A 16,533-nucleotide genomic window follows, 5' to 3' on the forward strand; every position below is an offset into this window, starting at 1 on the left:
AGAACCAGAAACTTAATATGCATGCACTTCTAGCTCAGTTGGTAGAGCAGCTGACTCTTAATCAGCGGGCCCAGGGTTCGAGTCCCTGGAAGTGCACCACAAAAAGACAGGACAAACGTCCTGTCTTTTTTGTTGCACTTCCCCCCCCCTGCGGGGGCGGCTTCACCGTTCGCGCCGATGGCGCTCCGGTTCAGCTGGCAGGGACTCTCAGGCTAAAAAACATGCCACCGGCATGTTTTTCTTGACGCCTTCGTCTGGAAGTGCACCAAAAGGGGGCGGCCTGAAAGAGGCTCGCTTATTTTGGCACATTTCCCTCCGAATGGATGAAAGGGGATAGAAAAAAGCCTGCTTCGGTTGCGGCCGAGGCAGGCTTTTTGTGTCAGTGAAGGTGCAAGGAAAAGGAGAACTCCTCCCTGTTTGGGTAAAACGGTCACTCATTCGGAACGGGCTGAAGATATTTTTTGTATTCGCCGGAAAACAGCTTGCTGCCCAGACGGCGCACGTTGCCGTACATATGGCGTACCATCAGTTCCTCGATGCCGGCTTCGGAATGGTCGTCGATCATCTGCATCATAAGCTGATGATCATGGAGCACATCAGGCACATTCTTCGCCCCGGTCACGTCCATTCGCATCAGACGGGAATAGTCCGGGTGAGGGCGGATGATCCGCTTCCATAGCATGTCCTTGCCGCAGAACAAAAACCAGAACTCGTGCATGTCGTGGTCGGCGGCCAGAAAGGCATAGCTGTCGAATTCCTCCAGGTGATGGGAGGCTTCCGCCAGCGTTTCCATCCGATGCAGCAGATCCCGCACCTGTTCCACCGCCGTGGGCGATGCGGTGCGCACAAAGTCCCGGAAGACCATGCTTTCAATGGCCACCCGTTCATAGATCAGCTGAGTCGCAATGTCCAGATTGATCCGGGTAACCGTGGTGCTCTTGTGGGGGATGATCTCCACAAACTTGTTTTCCTGCAGGCGCTGCAGAACACTGCGAATCGGGGTGCGGGAAACCTGAAACCGCTCACACAGGCTGTTCTCGGTGAGTACTTCGCCGGGGGCGATCTTCAGCGACACAATCTCCGATTCCAGGATCTGATAGATTTCCTTTGTGTTTGGAGGCACACTCATATGCAAAAGCTCCTTTTCTTCCAACAACAAAGCGCGCTCCGCACCGGTAACCGGGCGGCGGAAGGCATTTTGCCGGACCAATGGATACATAGTTCCGCCATCTTCTTGAATTATACGCGATAATGCAGCAAACAGCAACCATCTTGAAGGGTATGTATACATTTTTTTTAACAATTTGGCGATTTGCTGCGATAATGACAAAAAATAGGGCGAACTGCACAAATGACAGCCGATTTTATAAGCCATAACAACAAAAATAGGGAATCTCAAAAGAGTCTGTTGCATTCTTCGAAAGAGCGTGATAGAATCAGCTTGTATACAAGACACCGGATCAGCCTTCAGATTCCTTTCGCGGGAGCCGGATTGGGTCTTAGCATGTATACATGTAGGCTTCGGGTTTTTGAGATTATTTAGGAGTGATTGAAATGAACATGTTTTCTCTGGAGGGCAAGATTGCCCTGGTAACCGGCGCTTCTTACGGAATCGGCTTTGCCATCGCCCGCGCTCTGAGCGAGGCAGGTGCCACCATCGTTTTCAACGACATCAAGCAGGAACTGGTGGACAAGGGCCTGGCTGCTTATCGTGAGGCCGGCATCGAGGCCCACGGCTATGTATGCGATGTCACCAATGAAGAGGCTGTGAATGCCCTGGTGGCCAAGATCGAGGAAGAAGTTGGCGTGATCGACATTCTGGTCAACAACGCCGGCATCATCAAGCGCATCCCCATGTGCGACATGAGCGCTGCCGAGTTCCGTCAGGTGATCGACGTGGACCTGAACGCTCCTTTCATCGTATCCAAGGCTGTGATCCCCTCCATGATCAAGAAGGGTCACGGCAAGATCATCAACATCTGCTCCATGATGAGCGAGCTGGGCCGCGAGACCGTTTCCGCCTACGCTGCTGCCAAGGGCGGCCTGAAGATGCTGACCAAGAACATCGCCAGCGAGTACGGCGAGGCCAACATCCAGTGCAACGGCATCGGCCCCGGCTACATCGCCACTCCCCAGACCGCTCCTCTGCGTGAGATTCAGCCGGACGGCAGCCGCCATCCCTTCGATCAGTTCATCATCGCCAAGACCCCCGCTGCCCGCTGGGGCGAAGCCGAAGACCTGGCCGGCCCCGCCGTGTTCCTGGCTTCCGATGCTTCCAACTTTGTGAACGGCCACATCCTGTATGTGGACGGCGGCATCCTGGCTTACATCGGCAAGCAGCCCTGAGTCTGTGCTTTGCGCTGAATTCTGCCATTCATAAATATTGCACGGTTCCGGCAAGGCTCTGTCCCTGCCGGAATTGTGCGGTATTCTCATAAACAATCGTACATGGAGGCTTATAAGCAATGACTGTTATGGAACGCTTTGCCAACGCGGGTGTTGTGCCTGTTGTTGTGCTGGAGGATGCCAAGGACGCTGTCCCCACCGCGAACGCCATGGTTGCCGGCGGCATCGATGTGATGGAGATCACCTTCCGCACCGCTGCTGCTGCCGATTCCATCAAGGCTGTGGCCGAGAACTGCCCCGACATGCTGGTGGGCGCAGGCACTGTTCTGAACCTGGAGCAGTGCAAGACCGCCATCGAGATGGGCGCCAAGTTCATCGTGTCTCCCGGCTTCAACGAGAAGGTCGTGGACTACTGCATCGAGCATGATGTGCCCGTGGCTCCCGGCTGCGTGACTCCCACCGAGATCACCGCTGCTCTGGAAAAGGGCCTGAAGGTCATCAAGTTCTTCCCCGCCAATGTATACGGCGGCCTGAACGCTCTGAAGAACCTGTCCGCTCCCTTCGTGGGCGTGAAGTTCATGCCCACCGGCGGCGTGAATGCCCAGAACGTGGGTGAGTTCATCCGCGCTCCCTTCATCCATGCCGTGGGCGGCAGCTGGGTTTGCCCCAAGGACCAGATCGCCGCGGGCAACTTCGAGAAGATCACTCAGCTGTGCGCTGAGGCCCGCCAGGCTGTGCTGGGCTTCGAGATCGCTCACGTGGGCATCAACTCCGCGGACGAGTCCGTCGCCGCTGAGGTGGCCGAGCAGTTCGAGAATGCCTTCGGCTTCGCTGCCAAGGCCGGCAACAGCTCCATCTTCTCCTCTTCCGAGATCGAAGTGATGAAGCAGCCCTACCTGGGCAAGCAGGGTCACCTGGCCATCCGCACCAACAGCGTGGAGATCGCCGCTGCTGAGCTGGTGAAGAAGGGCTACACCCTGAACATGGAGACCGCAAAATACAAGAACGGTCGTATGACTGTTGTATACCTGGAGCAGGAGATCGGCGGCTTCGCCATCCATCTGCTGCAGAAATAACCAAAACCTGGAGGAAAAAATATTATGGCAAAAGTTGTTACCTTTGGCGAGCTGATGCTGCGCCTGCAGCCCTATAACTACGAGCGTTTCGTACAGTGCGATCACGTGGAGTTCACCTTCGGCGGCGGCGAGGCCAACGTGGCCGTTTCCCTGGCCAACTACGGCCTGGATGCTGCCTTCGTGACCAAGCTGCCCACCCACTCCATCGGTCAGGCTGCTGTGAACAGCCTGCGCCGCTACGGTGTGGACACCAGCAAGATCGTTCGCGGCGGCGAGCGTGTTGGCATCTACTTCAACGAGAAGGGTGCTTCTCAGCGCGGCAGCGTTTGCATCTACGACCGTGCTCATTCCGCCATCCAGACTGCTGATCCCGCCGACTTCGACTGGAACAGCATCTTCGAGGGTGTGGAATGGTTCCACTTCACCGGCATCACCCCGGCGCTGGGTGAGAACCTGGTTGAGATCTGCAAGGCTGCCTGCAAGGCTGCCAAGGAGCGGAACATCACCGTTTCCTGCGACCTGAACTACCGCGGCAAGCTGTGGACCCGTGAGCAGGCCCGCGCTGCCATGACCGAGCTGTGCCAGTACGTGGACGTTTGCATCTCCAACGAGGAGGATGCCAAGGACGTATTCGGCATCGAGGCTGAGAACACCGACATCTACGCCGGTGAGATCAACCACGAGGGCTACAAGAGCGTTGCCCGTCAGCTGGCTGACAAGTTTGGCTTCAAGATGGTTGCCATCACCCTGCGTGAGAGCCACTCTGCCTTCGACAACGGCTGGAGCGCCATGCTGTACAACGTGGAGAAGGACGAGTACTGCTTCTCCAAGAAGTACAACCTGCACATCATCGACCGCGTGGGCGGCGGCGACAGCTTCGGCGGCGGCCTGATCTACAGCCTGATCACCGGCAAGGATACCCAGGCTGCGGTTGAGTTCGCTGTGGCTGCTTCCGCTCTGAAGCACTCCATCGAGGGCGACTACAACATGGTTACCCTGGCTGAGGTAGAGAAGCTGGCTGGCGGCGACGGTTCCGGCCGTATCCAGCGCTAAGTCCATCCCAACGATCACTATGCCGGCCCGCACAAACCGGACCGGCACATAGGAAAAGAGGATATAAAAATGGATATTCGTTACTCTTGCAATCAGCGCGACTTCAAGCGCTACACCACCGAAGAAACCCGCAACGAGTTCCTGATCACCGGTCTGTACAAGGCCGATGAGGTTGTTGCTGTTTACAGCCATGTTGACCGTATGGTCACCCTGGGCTGCATGCCTGTTCAGGAAGCAGTGTCCATTGACAAGGGCATCGATGTATGGGCCAACTTTGGCACCAAGTTCTTCCTGGAGCGCCGTGAGATCGGTATCTTCAACCTGGGCGGCGCCGGCACCGTTGTGGCCGACGGCGTTTCCTACCACATGAACTACAAGGACTGCCTGTACCTGACCCAGGGCAACAAGGAAGTTCACTTCTCCAGTGACGATGCCTCCAATCCTGCCAAGTTCTTCATGGTCAGCGCTCCCGCGCACTGCGCCTACGAGAACAAGCTGATCACCATCGAAGAGGCTGCCAAGCGTCCTCTGGGCACCGTGGAAGGCTGCAACAAGCGCGTGATCAACCAGTTCATCCACCCCAGCGTGCTGAAGACCTGCCAGCTGTCCATGGGCATGACCGCTCTGGAGCCGGGCAGCAACTGGAACACCATGCCCAGCCACACCCACGAGCGCCGCATGGAGATCTACACCTACTTCGAGATCCCCGAGAATCAGGTCGTATTCCACATGATGGGCGAGCCCACCGAGACCCGTCACATCGTGATGCAGAACTTCGACGCTGTGATCAGCCCCTCCTGGAGCATTCACAGCGGCGTAGGCACCGGCAACTACACCTTCATCTGGGCCATGGGCGGCGAGAACATGGAATTCGATGACATGGACGTGCTGGCCACCACCGACCTGAAGTAAGCTTCGCATCCTCAATCTGTTCGCCGGCATATTCTGCCAGCCCCTTCGGCGGAATATCGCTTGCAAAAAAGCCTGCTCCCACACACCGGAGCAGGCTTTTTGTTTTGCCCGCAAATGGGCACGGCCGCAGGCGGGTATTTCAGGGAGCGCTGGAAGAAGAGTTGAAAAACTGGATTTTTTTAGAATGAACTGCTGAAAACAGTGCTGATTTTTCGAAAAATACTGCAAAAAGTGACGATGCAAGCCGAACCCCACGCCCAGTCCCGATCCCACCACCCCCACGCCCACCCCGAAGCCGGAGAATAAACCCTCCGAAGGCGGGCAGGGCGGATCCGGCACCAACGCCACTCCCGCGCCCACTGCGGCGCCCTCTGCCAGCGCACAGACCGGCGACGGATTCCGCCCGGCTGCCCAGGTCCTCGTCGGTGGAGGTGACCCGGCGGGAGAATTCTGCGTCGTCCGCCTGCTGGGAATGGGCGGCGGTGCGCTCGGCACTGCGCAGCGCGGCGGGGACCACGCTCCATTCGGACGGGCGGCAGGCTCCGGCCTCGTTGCCGCACCAGCGCACATCCGGCCCGCACACGCTGATCACCGCGTTTGGCTGGGCGCGGCGGATGATTTGGTAATAGCCTTCCCAGTCGTATGCCTGGGTTTTGCCGTTTTTGCCTTCGCCGCAGGCGCTGTCGCCCCATTCCCGGCCGGTGAAGGTGTTCATTCCAAAATGAGCAAAGGCGTAAAATCCCATCTGCTGCCAGGCAAGCTGCCGGGGCGAGGGCACAACGGAAACCGCCTGGTGAATTCGGTCCATGGGCAGGGATTCCTTTCCTTGGGTATGGGTTGGCTCCATTATAGCCAGGGGGAAAGAAGATGCGCAATCGGCAGGATTTGTACTTTATGGGGGAATTTTGTTCCGGATACGCCCGATCGGTTGTGTGGTTGCTTTTTGCCGCATCGGCGATTTTTGCCGGAAAAAAAGCCGATAAAAAAGCAAAATTCTGCCTATTTAAGAGCGGCAAAAGCTTTGTTATTATGGGTTTGCAACAGAGAGAGCGGCCCGCAAGGCCCGCTTTTATGAAACAGATTTAGGAGGAAGACGAACATGAAACGAGTAATCGCCCTGGCCATGGCCATTACCCTGATCCAGTGGCGCGGTCAGAAAAAATGGGTGAACTACTAAGCCGGAAAGGAAGGGTAATCTTATGACCAAGAAAAAAGGCATCGTCACAAAGTGGGTCATTACGATTGTATTGTTCCTCTTTGGTCTCATTTGCATCTATCCGTTTCTGTTTACGGTTTCCTCGGCCTTCAAGCCCACCGGTGAAGTGCTGCGCACTCCCCTGCAGCTGATTCCGGAACACTTCACGCTGCAGAACATGAAAACCGTATTCGCGAACCCCTACTTTGATTTTGGCCAGTGGTATATGAACACCGTTGTCATGACCGTGTGCACCCTGGTGCTGCTGGCCGGTCTGATGATCCCCAGCGACGTGATGATCATGCCCCGCTACATGCTGTTCAAGGAGCTGGGCATCCTGAACACCATGTGGTCCCTGGTGCTGCCCGCCGCGGTGGACGTGTACTTCGTGTTCATGCTGCGTCAGGCCTTCATCGCCATCCCTGATTCCATCAGATGGTCACCGGAGAGCGGGCGCCCCAGGCGGGCAAGGTGCGCGCGTCCACCGGCATCGGCCTGCACAATATCTATGCCCGAATCCGGATGTATGAGCAGGGCGGTACGCTGCGCATCATCAGCAAAAAGGAATGGGGCACCGCCATGATTATGGAAATCCCCATGGAGCAGCTGTAAACGGCAAAAAGAAATCCACCCCCGTTCCCTGAATTCAGGGAACGGGGGCGGATCGATTTACTGACGGTTTTCCAACGGAATGTATTCCCGGCGGGGCTGCACCGCCAGGTAGGCCGGGCGGATGATCTTGCCCATGTTGATCAGCTCCTCCATGCGGTGGGCGCTCCAGCCCGCCACACGGCCCATAGCGAACAGCGGGGTGAACAGCTCGGTGGGCAGGCCCAGCATCCGGTATACAAAGCCGCTGTAGAAGTCCACGTTGGCGGAAACACCCTTGTAGATGCGGCGCTTTTGGGCAATGACCTGGGGAGCCAGCCGCTCCACCGCCGCATACAGGGCGTATTCCCTGTGCAGGCCCTTTTCGTCGCTCAACCGCTCCACAAAGCCGCGCAGGATCTGGGCGCGGGGGTCGCTGACCGAGTAGACCGCGTGGCCCATGCCGTAGATCAGGCCGCTTTTGTCGAACCGCTCGCCCGCCAAAAGACCAGCCAGATAATCCTTGATGGCGTCCTCGTCTTCCCAGTCGGTGAGATTGGCCTCCATGTCCTCGAACATGCGCACCACCTTGATGTTCGCGCCGCCGTGGCGGGGACCCTTCAGGCTGGCCAGCGCCGCCGCCATGCAGCTGTAGGTGTCGGTGCCGGAGCTGGTGACCACGTGGGTGGTGAAGGTGGAGTTGTTGCCGCCGCCGTGTTCGGCGTGCAGCACCAGGCACAGATCCAGAATGCGGGCCTCCAGCGGCGTGTACTGGCCGTCCGGCCGGAGCAGGGTGAGGATGTTTTCCGCGGTGGAAAGCTCGGGCCGGGGAGTGTGGATGTAAAGGCTCTTCCCGTTTAAATAGTAATTATAGGCCTGGTAGCCGTAGACCGCGATCAGCGGGAAGATGGCGATCATGTCGATGCACTGACGGATCACGTTGGGCAGGCTGATGTCGTCCGGCCGCTCGTCGTAGCTGGCCATGGTGAGTACGCACCGGGCCAGGGTGTTCATCATGTCCGCGCTGGGGGCCTTCAGGATCACATCCCGCACAAAGTTGGTGGGCAGGCTGCGGTAAAAAGCAAGTTGGCGGTTGAACTGCTCCAGCTGGGCAGCGTCCGGCAACTGGCCGAACATGAGCAGATAGGCCGTCTCCTCGAAGCCGAAGCGGCCGTCGCGCAGAAAGCCGTCGGTGAGCTGCTGGATGGAGTAGCCCCGGTAATACAGCTCGCCCGGGCAGGGCTGCGGTTCGCCGTTCACCGTCTTGCTGCTGATGATCTCGCTGATCTCGGTGAGACCGGCCAGCACGCCGGTGCCGTCCAGGTCGCGCAGGCCGCGCTTGACATTGTAGCGGATGTAGTCGTCCCGGTTGATCTGGCTGTTGGCCAGGCAGACCTGTGCCAGCCGCTCGATGGCGGGAGTGACGCGGGAATATTCGGAAATTTCAGCCATGGCAGTGTGCCTCCTTTGCGTGGGGTGGGGGCCGCCGTGCAGGCAGGGCGAAACCCTATTTATTTAGTATAGCATAAAAGTAGCGTGCTGAACAGACCGAAGAAAATAGCCCCGAAAAAAGGCCCCAAAATGGGCGTGAAAAATTTTTTTGAATTTTTTTAAAAAAGGGGTTGATTTTTCCGAAAACGCTTGGTATAATAATCAAGCACTCAGCGATGAGGCAAAAGTAAATAACTGATATGTGGGAGTGTTCCCGAGCGGCCAATGGGGGCAGACTGTAAATCTGTTGCATTTTTGCTTCGGTGGTTCGAATCCACCCGCTCCCACCAACAAAAAGCCTTGCAGAACTTGATTCTGCAAGGCTTTTTGCTTTGCCGAATTCAAGTTTTTCCTGCAGCACCACAGACGGTGGGCATTGATACGATCGAAAAGCGAGGAATGTGTTATGAACAGCAGCTTGCGCAGCGATGCGAATACCATCATCGAGCGGTCCATCCAGGCGGTTCTGCCGGACGAGGCGGTACACCGCGCGTTGAGCGGCCGGGTGTTTTCCGGCCGGGTGCTGCTGGTGGCGGCGGGAAAGGCGGCCTGGCAGATGGCCGGTGCCGCCGCGGCCCGGCTGGGCGACAGGCTTTGTGCCGGTGTGGTGGTGACCAAATACGGCCACGTAAAAGGCCCCATTCCCCGCTGCACCTGTTACGAGGCAGGCCACCCGGTGCCGGATGAGAATTCCTTTGCCGCCACCCAGGCCGCGCTGGACCTGGTAAAGGACGCGGGCGAGGGTGACACCGTGCTGTTTCTGCTTTCCGGCGGCGGCAGCGCCCTGTTTGAAAAGCCGCTGGTGAGCGGCGAAGAGCTGCAGGACATCACCGGTCAGCTGCTGGCCTGCGGGGCGGACATCGTGGAGATGAACACCCTGCGCAAGCGGCTGAGCGCGGTGAAGGGCGGGCGCTTTGCCCGGCTGTGCGCACCGGCCAGGGTATTTGCGGTGGTGCTCAGCGACATTCTGGGTGACCCGCTGGATATGATCGCCTCCGGCCCCGCCTGCCCGGATTCCTCCACCTGCGCCCAGGCGCTGGCGGTGGTGGAGAAGTACCGTTTGACCCTGAGCGGCGCGGCTCTGGAATGCCTCAAACAGGAAACCCCCAAGCAGCTGGATAATGTGGAGACACAGATCACCGGCAGTGTGCGTCAGCTGTGCGCCGCCGCTGCCCGGGTCTGCCGCCAGCTGGGGTATGAGCCGGTGCTCCTCACCGACCGGTTATGCTGTCAGGCCAGGGAAGCCGGGAGCTTTCTGGCCTCCATCGCCAGGACCCACGCCCACCCCGAGCACCCCATGGCCTTTATCGCCGGGGGCGAAACGGTGGTGAAGCTGACTGGTAAGGGCAAAGGCGGCCGCAACCAGGAGCTTGCCCTGGCCGCTGCCGAGGGCATCGCGGGCATGAAGAATGCGGCGGTGTTCAGCGTGGGCAGCGACGGCACCGACGGCCCCACCGATGCCGCGGGCGGCTATGTGGACGGAAGCACCCGGGCCGCGCTGCTGGCCGAGGGACTGACCATTCACCAGGTGCTGGAAAACAACGACGCCTATCATGCCCTGCAAAAAACCGGCGGGCTGATCGTGACCGGGCCCACCGGCACCAATGTGAACGATGTGGCTCTGGTGCTGGTGCGCTGAACCGGGCGTACAGGCGGGCAAAGGGTCTTGTCCCTTCCTTTTATCTTTTCAACAAAGAACGCCCCGGCTCAGGCCGGGGCGTTCTTTGTTTTGGGTTTTGTAAAGCTGCGGAAGGGCCGCTGTGTGCGGCACGGGACTCAGCCCAGACTCTGCAGGTATTCGTCCATGGCGGCGGCTACGGTCTTGGAATACTTCACCGCTTCCACCACGGTGCGGGCGCCCAGCACCACGTCGCCGCTGGCGAAGATGCCCGGGCGGCTGGTGTGGCCGGTCTCGTCGGTGGCCAGAAGACCGTGATTGGTGGTGTTCACGATCTTGTCCTTGGGGCCCTGGCTTACCGCGATGATCACGCTGTCGGCAAAAAAGAGCGCGGGCTCGCTCATCTCGATGACCTGGCCGTTTTCATCGAAGGTGGCCTGCCGGTATTCCACGCCCTGATCGGTGATGCGCTCACTGTGGATGCCGTAGACAAATTCCACCCCGTCGGCCAGGGCGTAGTCCACCTCACGCACACTGGCGGCGGGCTTGTCGGCCCGGCAGAGGATGGTCACATGCTTTGCTCCCTTGCGCAGGGCGGTGCGGGCCACATCCATGGCCGAGTTGCCCGCGCCGATCACCGCCACCTCGCTGCCCAGCTCGTATACATCCGGGTTCACCAGATAGTCGATGGCGAAGTGCACATGGCCCAGGCTCTCGCCAGGGATGCCCAGCTTTTTGGGCCGCCATACACCGGTGCCGATGAAGATGGCCTGGTAGCCGTCCCGCTGCAGGTCGTCCACCGTGAGGGCACCGCCGATGGCGGTGTTGGGCCGGATCTTTACCCCCAGCTTAATCAGCTGGTCCTTGTAGCGGTCCAGCACCGACTTGGGCAGCCGGAAGGCGGGGATGCCGTAGCGCAGCACGCCGCCGATCTTCTCCCGGCTTTCAAACAGGGTCACGTCGTAGCCCTTCTGGGCCAGCAGCACCGAGATGGTGATGCCCGCGGGGCCGCTACCGATGATGGCCGCCCGCTTGCCCTTGTTTGCCTCGCGCTGGATCTTCATCCGGTCCAGGTAGCTGTCCGAGATGTAGTTCTCGATGCTGGAGATGTGAACCGGGGCGCTTTTACGGCCCAGCACGCAGTGGCCCTCGCACTGCTTTTCGTGGTCGCACACCAGCGAGCAGACAACGCTTAAGGGGTTGTTTTCAAACAGCATCTGGCCGGCGGCATCCAGCTGGCTGTTCAGAAACAGCTGGATCATGTCCGGAATGGGGGTGTTGATGGGGCAGCCGGTGCGGCACTGGGGTACCTTGCAGTTCAGGCAGCGCCGGGCTTCGTTTACCACATGAATGGCCATAATGGGGGTCCTCCTTATTGTTTGGTATCAGAAAGTGGAAAAGCACCCCGGCAAAAGCTGGGGTGCGGCGGGCAATGGATCAGCCGTACAGCCGGGGCACGCAAAGCCGCCAAAGCTGCACGGATGGGGTGAGGGAATGTGCAATAAAATAAAAGCCCGGGCGCTGGCAGCGGGGAATATCCCTGTGGTATAATAGGCAAAAAAACAGGCCTGTGCCGGCACCGGGCGGGCTGAAACAAAATGAGAAGGGACGGGAGAACGAATGTATCCGGGACGAGTGGAGCTGCATCTGCATCTGGACGGGGCGCTGACCGAGGCCTTTGCACGGGAGTGCCTGATAAAACAGGGACAAAAAGTGCCGGAGGACCTGGCCGGGGCGCTGGCCGCAAAGCCGCTGTGCGAGAATCTGGTGGATTATTTGAAATGCTTCGATATCCCGCTGCGGGTCCTGCAGTACGCCGATGCGCTGGAGCGCTGCGCCTTTGATCTGGTCTGCCGTCTGGCGCAGCAGGGTCTGGTATATGCCGAGCTGCGTTTTGCGCCCGCCAGCCATTGCACGAAAGGCCTGACCCAGCAGCAGGCGGTGGAGGCGGTGCTGCGGGGCATCCGGGCCGCTCGCAAGGAGCACCCGGAGATCGGCATCGGCCTGCTGCTCTGTTTCATGGTGGGCGGCGACAAGGACCATGCAGCCACCCTGGAGGCCGCCCGGCGGTATCTGGGCCAGGGCGTTGTGGGGGTGGACATTGCCGGGGCCGAGGGCATGGTGCCCATGGAGCAGTACCGGCCTCTGTTTGCCCGGGCAAAGGCGGAGGGCATCCCCTTCACCATCCATGCGGGGGAGTGCGGCAGCTGGGAGAACATCCTCACCGCCCTCTCCTTCGGGGCAAGACGCATCGGCCACGGCACCGCGGCCATCCGCTCCCGGGAGTGCATGGACCGGCTGCGGGAGAGCGGCGCGGCGCTGGAATGCTGCTTCACCAGCAACGTGCAGACCCGTGCGGTGGCGGACCCGGCGGAGCATCCCATCCGCAAATTCCAGCAGGCAGGGCTGCGGGTGACCGTGAATACGGATAACCCCACTGTCTCGGCCACCACCCTGGCCACCGAGCACCGGGTGCTGGCGGAGCGGTTCGGTTTTACCGATGAGGAGTTTTACCGCATGGACCGAACCGCTTTGGAAAGCGCCTTTGTGAGTGAGGCGGAAAAGAAAACCCTAATGGCCCGGCTGGAAACGCTGTGGGCCAAGGGGCAGGAATGAACCACATAAAACAGGGGTGCGGGCCCGAAGGGGCCGGCACCTCTTGTGCGTGTTCCGGAATTACCAGAAATTCTTTTTGTGGAAATACCACAGGCTGCCCAGCAGAATTCCGGCGCTGACCAGAATCACCGCCGGGTAGCCATAGGCCCATTGCAGCTCGGGCATATGGGCAAAGTTCATGCCGTACCATCCGGCGATCAGCGAAAGGGGCAGGCAGAGGGTGGTCACCACCGTGAGCACCTTCATGATCCGGTTCTGCCCGATGTCGATCTGGGCCTGGTATTCGCTGGCGATCTGGCTGGCGTATTCCCGCAGCATCTGGCTTTCCGCCCGCAGGCTCTCCACCCGGCGGCCAAAGTGGCCCATGCGCTGGACGCTTTCCGGCCCCAGCAGGTCCTCGGCGTTTTCCAGAAGGGTGTCCGCCAGGTCGTTCAGCTGGGCGTAAAACCGGTTGCACCGGTTCAGCTCCTTGCGCAGCGCGCTCATCCGGTGAATGAACCGGTCGGTACGACCGGCCAGAATCTCCTGCTCCAGCTGGGCGGCCCGCTCCTCCAGCTGCTGGATGTAGGGCAGGCCGTCCTGAATCAGGGCGGTGAGCAGATCCACCAGAAAATCCCCCGCGCCGCCCTGATCGTGGGGGCGCATGGCCAGCACCTGGGACAAAAGCGCCGTGCCGGTCTCCTCCGAGGCCAGCAGAAGGACGTTGGAGCCCTCCCACACGAAGGCAAGACTTTTGGCGGGCTGTTTGGCCCGGGCGGGAATGTGCAGCGCGCCCAGAATGCGCCCGGCGTCGAAGTCCACCCGGCAGTAGCGCAGCTGGTCCGGCTGGGCAAAATGGGCAGGGGGCTTCAGCTGCTCGGGCAGAGGTGCGCAAGCAGCCGCCTCCGGCGTGAGCACCGCCAGCACCCGGTCCCACACAGCAGGCGGCGCGATCAGGGGCTGCAGCGGGGCGGACAGTTGATAATAAGGCATAACACAGCGCCTCCTTTTGAGCAATGCCGCAGCATTCCGGCGGGATGCTCCGTCTGAGGCGTTTGCCGTGAATCGTGCGGTGTTGGCTTATGATCTATTATAACACGCTCTGCCCGGCGGGGCAAAGCGCAGGCGTTGACAGCGGCCCGCCCGGTGATTATGATGGAGATAATGATTTGGAAAGCGGCCCGGAGGGCTGCAAATGCAAGGAGGCAATGAAAACCATGGAAGAGGTTTGGAAGGCCCGCCGGGAGCGGGTGCTGGGCGCGATGGAGGCCCAGGGGCTGGAGCAGATGATCGTGAGCGATCCCAAGAGCGTCTGGTACCTGACCGGGGTGGACGTGGAGCCCTACGAGCGGCTGTTCGCGCTGTATCTGCGCAAAGAGGGCAGCGTGCTGTTTTTGAACCGGCTGTTCCATGTGCCGAATCCTCCCTGTGAGGCGGTGTGGATGACCGACACCGACGACGGCGTGGGAATGATCGCCGCCCGGGTGGATAAGACAAAACCCCTGGGCATCGACAAGGAATGGCCCGCCCGGTTCCTGCTGCCCCTGATGGCCGCCTGCCCGGGCATGGAGTGCCGCCTGGCCTCGGACTGCGTGGACGACGCCCGCGCCTGCAAGGATGAGGCCGAACGGGAGCTGATGCGCATGAACTCCCGTCTGAACGACGAGGTGATGCGCCGCACCGTGGCTTTTTTGAAGGAGGGTATGACCGAGAAGGAGGGCGAGGCCTTCGTTCTGGCCCAGTATAAGGAACTGGGCTGCGAGGATGTGTCCTTTGCGCCCATCGTCTCTTTCGGGGCTAACGCGGCGGATCCCCACCACATGCCGGATGAGACCCGCCTGAAGGCCGGGGATTGCATCGTGCTGGACATCGGCGGCAAAAAGCAGCGCTACTGCTCGGACATGACCCGCACCTACTTCTGCAAAGAGGCGAACCCGAAGTATGCCGCCATCCATGATCTGGTGCGCCGGGCCAACGAGGCCGCCGAGGCGCTGGTGAAGCCGGGCGTGAAGCTGAGCGAGCTGGATGCCGCCGCCCGGGATCTGATCGCCGCCGAGGGCTACGGGGAATACTTCACCCACCGGCTGGGGCATTTCATCGGCCAGACCGACCACGAGCAGGGCGACGTGAGCAGCACAAGCAAGCTGGTGGCCGAGGAGGGCATGATCTTCTCCATCGAGCCGGGCGTTTACCTGCCGGGCGAATTCGGCGTGCGGGTGGAGGACCTGGTGCTGGTGACCGCCGACGGCTGCGAGGTGCTCAACCAGGTGGACAAGCACTGGAGCCTGATCGGCTAAAAGCAAAAAGAGAAAAAATCCCGGCGGCGCGCAAAATTTCAAATTGACGCGCCGCCGGGATTTTGCTATAATAGACGATGCAAATCCAATCTGGAGAGTTGTCCGAGTGGTCGAAGGTGCGAAACTCGAAATTTCGTGTCGGGTAAAACCGACCTAGGGTTCGAATCCCTAACTCTCCGCCAAAAAGCCCGCAGGAATCTTCCTGCGGGCTTTTCCTTTTGTATGCTTTCGGTTATTTCTCCTCCGGCTCCTGGGGGAAGGGCAGCAGGACCGGCTCCTGCAAGGGCGTGCGCAGGCACAGCTCCTCGCACTTTTGCTGGGCGGCAATCAATTCGCGAATTGCTTTTTCGGTGGCATCAAACAGGGTCAGATACAGTTCTTTATAGTCCGGCATAGAATCACTCTCCATAAGCATTTTAACCTGTAACAGGTTAAAAGTAAATACTCTGTTTCAGGTTATGCAATACTCTGTTCGAGGTGAAGACCATGAACAGATTGAGGGACCTAAGAGAGGATGCTGACTTGAATCAGACTCAGGTGGCAAAATTTCTGGGAATGTCCCAGACGGGATACTCAAAATATGAGACCGGCGAGAATGATATTCCCACACAGGTGCTTATAAAGCTGGCTGGTTTTTATAAGACCAGCACCGATTATATTTTGGGCATCAGCGACCGGAGAAATCCTATTTAAGAGATACAATTGTGGCCGATTTACAATGGAACGATATCAAAGAATCTGAGACCTTCGGGAGGGTCGTGACCTGACCCAGGCGCAGGTAGGCCGGGCAATCAATGTGCCCCAGCGGACCTATGCCTATTACGAAAACGGGCAGCGGATGGTTCCGCCCCATGTGCTCTGTGCGCTGGCGGATTTCTATCAGGTGAGCGTGGACTACATTCTGGGCAGGACAGACCGAAAAGAGATGAACTGACGAGTGAGAAATCGTTTGCGTGATCTTCGAGAGGATGCCGACCTGACACAAACGCAGGTGGCGCAGATGCTTTTGTGTGACCAGTCGCTCTATTCAAAATACGAGCGGGGAGAATGGGAGCTGCCTCTGGGGCTGGCCATCAAACTGGCGGACTTTTACCATGTGTCGCTGGACTATCTGGTCGGCCGAAGCGATGTGCAAAAATGAATCAAAAAACAGCGGCACGGAGCCATGCTCCGTGCCGCTGTTTGCTTATTCCAAAAATCAGAAATGGAACCGGCGGCGCACCTCGCTGCGCAGGCCGGGGCGCAGACGCACCACCAGCAGCGGGGCGATCAGGGCCAGGCAGGCGCCGAAGGCGATGAGCGACCAGAAGGGCCGGTAGCTGCCCGAGACGGTGAAGTCGATGAAGAATTCCAGCACCAGCA

The 16,533-nt window shown here is 59.4% G+C and carries 17 protein-coding genes, 3 tRNA genes and 1 pseudogene; 15 read left to right on the plus strand and 6 right to left on the minus strand.

All coding sequences use genetic code 11. From position 1 onward, the window contains the following. The first annotated feature begins 23 nt into the window (after positions 1–23). A tRNA-Lys gene (locus J7G73_RS08005) sits at positions 24–99 on the plus strand. 331 nt (positions 100–430) lie between these two features. Here J7G73_RS08005 and J7G73_RS08010 read toward each other — a convergent pair. Next, complete coding sequence (locus J7G73_RS08010; RefSeq protein WP_087294287.1) at positions 431–1,129, minus strand: GntR family transcriptional regulator; 699 nt, start codon at positions 1,127–1,129, stop codon at positions 431–433. Positions 1,130–1,554: 425 nt separating this feature from the next. Here J7G73_RS08010 and J7G73_RS08015 point away from each other — a divergent pair, with 425 nt between their 5' ends. The 4 genes from J7G73_RS08015 to kduI all read left to right on the plus strand — a co-directional run bounded on the left by J7G73_RS08015 (position 1,555) and on the right by kduI (position 5,387). Beyond that, complete coding sequence (locus J7G73_RS08015; RefSeq protein ID WP_087294285.1) at positions 1,555–2,346, plus strand: gluconate 5-dehydrogenase; 792 nt, start codon at positions 1,555–1,557, stop codon at positions 2,344–2,346. Positions 2,347–2,465: 119 nt separating this feature from the next. Beyond that, positions 2,466–3,422 (plus strand): bifunctional 4-hydroxy-2-oxoglutarate aldolase/2-dehydro-3-deoxy-phosphogluconate aldolase, encoded by a 957-nt coding sequence (locus J7G73_RS08020; protein WP_087294282.1) that lies wholly within the window; start codon positions 2,466–2,468, stop codon positions 3,420–3,422. A gap of 24 nt (positions 3,423–3,446) precedes the next feature. Beyond that, positions 3,447–4,475 (plus strand): sugar kinase, encoded by a 1,029-nt coding sequence (locus tag J7G73_RS08025; protein WP_087294280.1) that lies wholly within the window; start codon positions 3,447–3,449, stop codon positions 4,473–4,475. Between the two features lie 69 nt (positions 4,476–4,544). Beyond that, a complete protein-coding gene (gene kduI, locus J7G73_RS08030) occupies positions 4,545–5,387 on the plus strand; it encodes a 5-dehydro-4-deoxy-D-glucuronate isomerase (protein WP_087294277.1) in 843 nt (280 codons plus the stop codon). Positions 5,388–5,526: 139 nt separating this feature from the next. On the opposite strand, the gene J7G73_RS08035 is transcribed toward kduI, so the two are convergent. Then, complete coding sequence (locus J7G73_RS08035; RefSeq protein WP_291245873.1) at positions 5,527–6,195, minus strand: hypothetical protein; 669 nt, start codon at positions 6,193–6,195, stop codon at positions 5,527–5,529. Positions 6,196–6,254: 59 nt separating this feature from the next. On the opposite strand from J7G73_RS08035, the gene J7G73_RS08040 reads away from it, so the two are divergent. Together J7G73_RS08040 and J7G73_RS08045 are read left to right on the plus strand one after the other, a co-directional pair. Then, entirely contained in the window at positions 6,255–6,473 is a 219-nt protein-coding gene (locus J7G73_RS08040; protein WP_291245874.1) for a hypothetical protein, read from the plus strand. A gap of 113 nt (positions 6,474–6,586) precedes the next feature. Next, a complete protein-coding gene (locus tag J7G73_RS08045) occupies positions 6,587–7,165 on the plus strand; it encodes a hypothetical protein (protein WP_291245875.1) in 579 nt (192 codons plus the stop codon). A gap of 86 nt (positions 7,166–7,251) precedes the next feature. On the opposite strand, the gene J7G73_RS08050 is transcribed toward J7G73_RS08045, so the two are convergent. Next, positions 7,252–8,622, minus strand: coding sequence for a citrate/2-methylcitrate synthase (locus tag J7G73_RS08050; RefSeq protein ID WP_291245876.1), 1,371 nt, complete (start codon positions 8,620–8,622; stop codon positions 7,252–7,254). A gap of 243 nt (positions 8,623–8,865) precedes the next feature. On the opposite strand from J7G73_RS08050, the gene J7G73_RS08055 reads away from it, so the two are divergent. Both J7G73_RS08055 and J7G73_RS08060 read left to right on the plus strand, forming a co-directional pair. Continuing rightward, positions 8,866–8,951, plus strand: a tRNA-Tyr gene (locus J7G73_RS08055). A gap of 116 nt (positions 8,952–9,067) precedes the next feature. Continuing rightward, positions 9,068–10,300, plus strand: a complete 1,233-nt coding sequence (locus tag J7G73_RS08060) for a glycerate kinase (RefSeq protein ID WP_291245877.1) — start codon at positions 9,068–9,070, stop codon at positions 10,298–10,300. Between the two features lie 137 nt (positions 10,301–10,437). Here J7G73_RS08060 and J7G73_RS08065 read toward each other — a convergent pair whose 3' ends face one another. Beyond that, positions 10,438–11,637, minus strand: coding sequence for an NAD(P)-dependent oxidoreductase (locus J7G73_RS08065; protein WP_291245878.1), 1,200 nt, complete (start codon positions 11,635–11,637; stop codon positions 10,438–10,440). Between the two features lie 262 nt (positions 11,638–11,899). Here J7G73_RS08065 and add point away from each other — a divergent pair, with 262 nt between their 5' ends. Continuing rightward, the gene (gene add / locus J7G73_RS08070; protein WP_291245879.1) at positions 11,900–12,895 is read left to right on the plus strand and encodes an adenosine deaminase; all 996 of its coding nucleotides are present in this window, start codon (positions 11,900–11,902) and stop codon (positions 12,893–12,895) included. 60 nt (positions 12,896–12,955) lie between these two features. Here the strand turns inward: add and J7G73_RS08075 are convergent, their stop codons facing one another. Further along, on the minus strand, positions 12,956–13,867 hold the full coding sequence (locus J7G73_RS08075) for a CorA family divalent cation transporter (RefSeq protein ID WP_291245880.1): 912 nt from the start codon (positions 13,865–13,867) through the stop codon (positions 12,956–12,958). 215 nt (positions 13,868–14,082) lie between these two features. On the opposite strand from J7G73_RS08075, the gene J7G73_RS08080 reads away from it, so the two are divergent. Both J7G73_RS08080 and J7G73_RS08085 read left to right on the plus strand, forming a co-directional pair. Next, positions 14,083–15,171 (plus strand): M24 family metallopeptidase, encoded by a 1,089-nt coding sequence (locus J7G73_RS08080; protein ID WP_367113966.1) that lies wholly within the window; start codon positions 14,083–14,085, stop codon positions 15,169–15,171. Between the two features lie 92 nt (positions 15,172–15,263). Continuing rightward, positions 15,264–15,353, plus strand: a tRNA-Ser gene (locus J7G73_RS08085). A gap of 50 nt (positions 15,354–15,403) precedes the next feature. Here the strand turns inward: J7G73_RS08085 and J7G73_RS08090 are convergent. Continuing rightward, on the minus strand, positions 15,404–15,565 hold the full coding sequence (locus J7G73_RS08090; RefSeq protein ID WP_164496657.1) for a hypothetical protein: 162 nt from the start codon (positions 15,563–15,565) through the stop codon (positions 15,404–15,406). A 92-nt stretch (positions 15,566–15,657) separates the two neighbouring features. Between J7G73_RS08090 and J7G73_RS08095 the strand changes: the two genes are divergently transcribed. The 3 genes and pseudogenes from J7G73_RS08095 to J7G73_RS08105 all read left to right on the plus strand — a co-directional run bounded on the left by J7G73_RS08095 (position 15,658) and on the right by J7G73_RS08105 (position 16,312). Then, complete coding sequence (locus J7G73_RS08095; RefSeq protein WP_291243901.1) at positions 15,658–15,864, plus strand: helix-turn-helix transcriptional regulator; 207 nt, start codon at positions 15,658–15,660, stop codon at positions 15,862–15,864. Between the two features lie 64 nt (positions 15,865–15,928). Beyond that, a pseudogene (locus tag J7G73_RS08100) lies at positions 15,929–16,105 on the plus strand (helix-turn-helix domain-containing protein); the annotation flags it as partial. 3 nt (positions 16,106–16,108) lie between these two features. Next, positions 16,109–16,312 carry a helix-turn-helix transcriptional regulator gene (locus tag J7G73_RS08105; RefSeq protein ID WP_291245881.1) on the plus strand — a complete coding sequence of 68 codons (204 nt, stop codon included), beginning with the start codon at positions 16,109–16,111 and terminating at the stop codon, positions 16,310–16,312. The last annotated feature ends 221 nt before the right edge of the window (positions 16,313–16,533 follow it).

The organism is Allofournierella sp., from assembly GCF_017889395.1.
GTDB lineage: Bacteria > Bacillota > Clostridia > Oscillospirales > Ruminococcaceae > Allofournierella.

Bases quoted from the DNA above. Each gene is read 5' to 3' on its own strand.
- J7G73_RS08060 (WP_291245877.1), top strand. From the start codon at position 9,068: ATGAACAGCAGCTTGCGCAGCGATGCGAATACCATCATCGAGCGGTCC.
- J7G73_RS08095 (WP_291243901.1), top strand. From the start codon at position 15,658: ATGAACAGATTGAGGGACCTAAGAGAGGATGCTGACTTGAATCAGACT.
- J7G73_RS08035 (WP_291245873.1), bottom strand. From the start codon at position 6,195: ATGGACCGAATTCACCAGGCGGTTTCCGTTGTGCCCTCGCCCCGGCAG.
- J7G73_RS08065 (WP_291245878.1), bottom strand. From the start codon at position 11,637: ATGGCCATTCATGTGGTAAACGAAGCCCGGCGCTGCCTGAACTGCAAG.
- J7G73_RS08020 (WP_087294282.1), top strand. From the start codon at position 2,466: ATGACTGTTATGGAACGCTTTGCCAACGCGGGTGTTGTGCCTGTTGTT.
- J7G73_RS08015 (WP_087294285.1), top strand. From the start codon at position 1,555: ATGAACATGTTTTCTCTGGAGGGCAAGATTGCCCTGGTAACCGGCGCT.
- J7G73_RS08050 (WP_291245876.1), bottom strand. From the start codon at position 8,622: ATGGCTGAAATTTCCGAATATTCCCGCGTCACTCCCGCCATCGAGCGG.
- J7G73_RS08045 (WP_291245875.1), top strand. From the start codon at position 6,587: ATGACCAAGAAAAAAGGCATCGTCACAAAGTGGGTCATTACGATTGTA.
- J7G73_RS08025 (WP_087294280.1), top strand. From the start codon at position 3,447: ATGGCAAAAGTTGTTACCTTTGGCGAGCTGATGCTGCGCCTGCAGCCC.
- add (WP_291245879.1), top strand. From the start codon at position 11,900: ATGTATCCGGGACGAGTGGAGCTGCATCTGCATCTGGACGGGGCGCTG.
- J7G73_RS08010 (WP_087294287.1), bottom strand. From the start codon at position 1,129: ATGAGTGTGCCTCCAAACACAAAGGAAATCTATCAGATCCTGGAATCG.
- kduI (WP_087294277.1), top strand. From the start codon at position 4,545: ATGGATATTCGTTACTCTTGCAATCAGCGCGACTTCAAGCGCTACACC.
- J7G73_RS08040 (WP_291245874.1), top strand. From the start codon at position 6,255: ATGCGCAATCGGCAGGATTTGTACTTTATGGGGGAATTTTGTTCCGGA.
- J7G73_RS08080 (WP_367113966.1), top strand. From the start codon at position 14,083: ATGAAAACCATGGAAGAGGTTTGGAAGGCCCGCCGGGAGCGGGTGCTG.
- J7G73_RS08090 (WP_164496657.1), bottom strand. From the start codon at position 15,565: ATGCCGGACTATAAAGAACTGTATCTGACCCTGTTTGATGCCACCGAA.
- J7G73_RS08075 (WP_291245880.1), bottom strand. From the start codon at position 13,867: ATGCCTTATTATCAACTGTCCGCCCCGCTGCAGCCCCTGATCGCGCCG.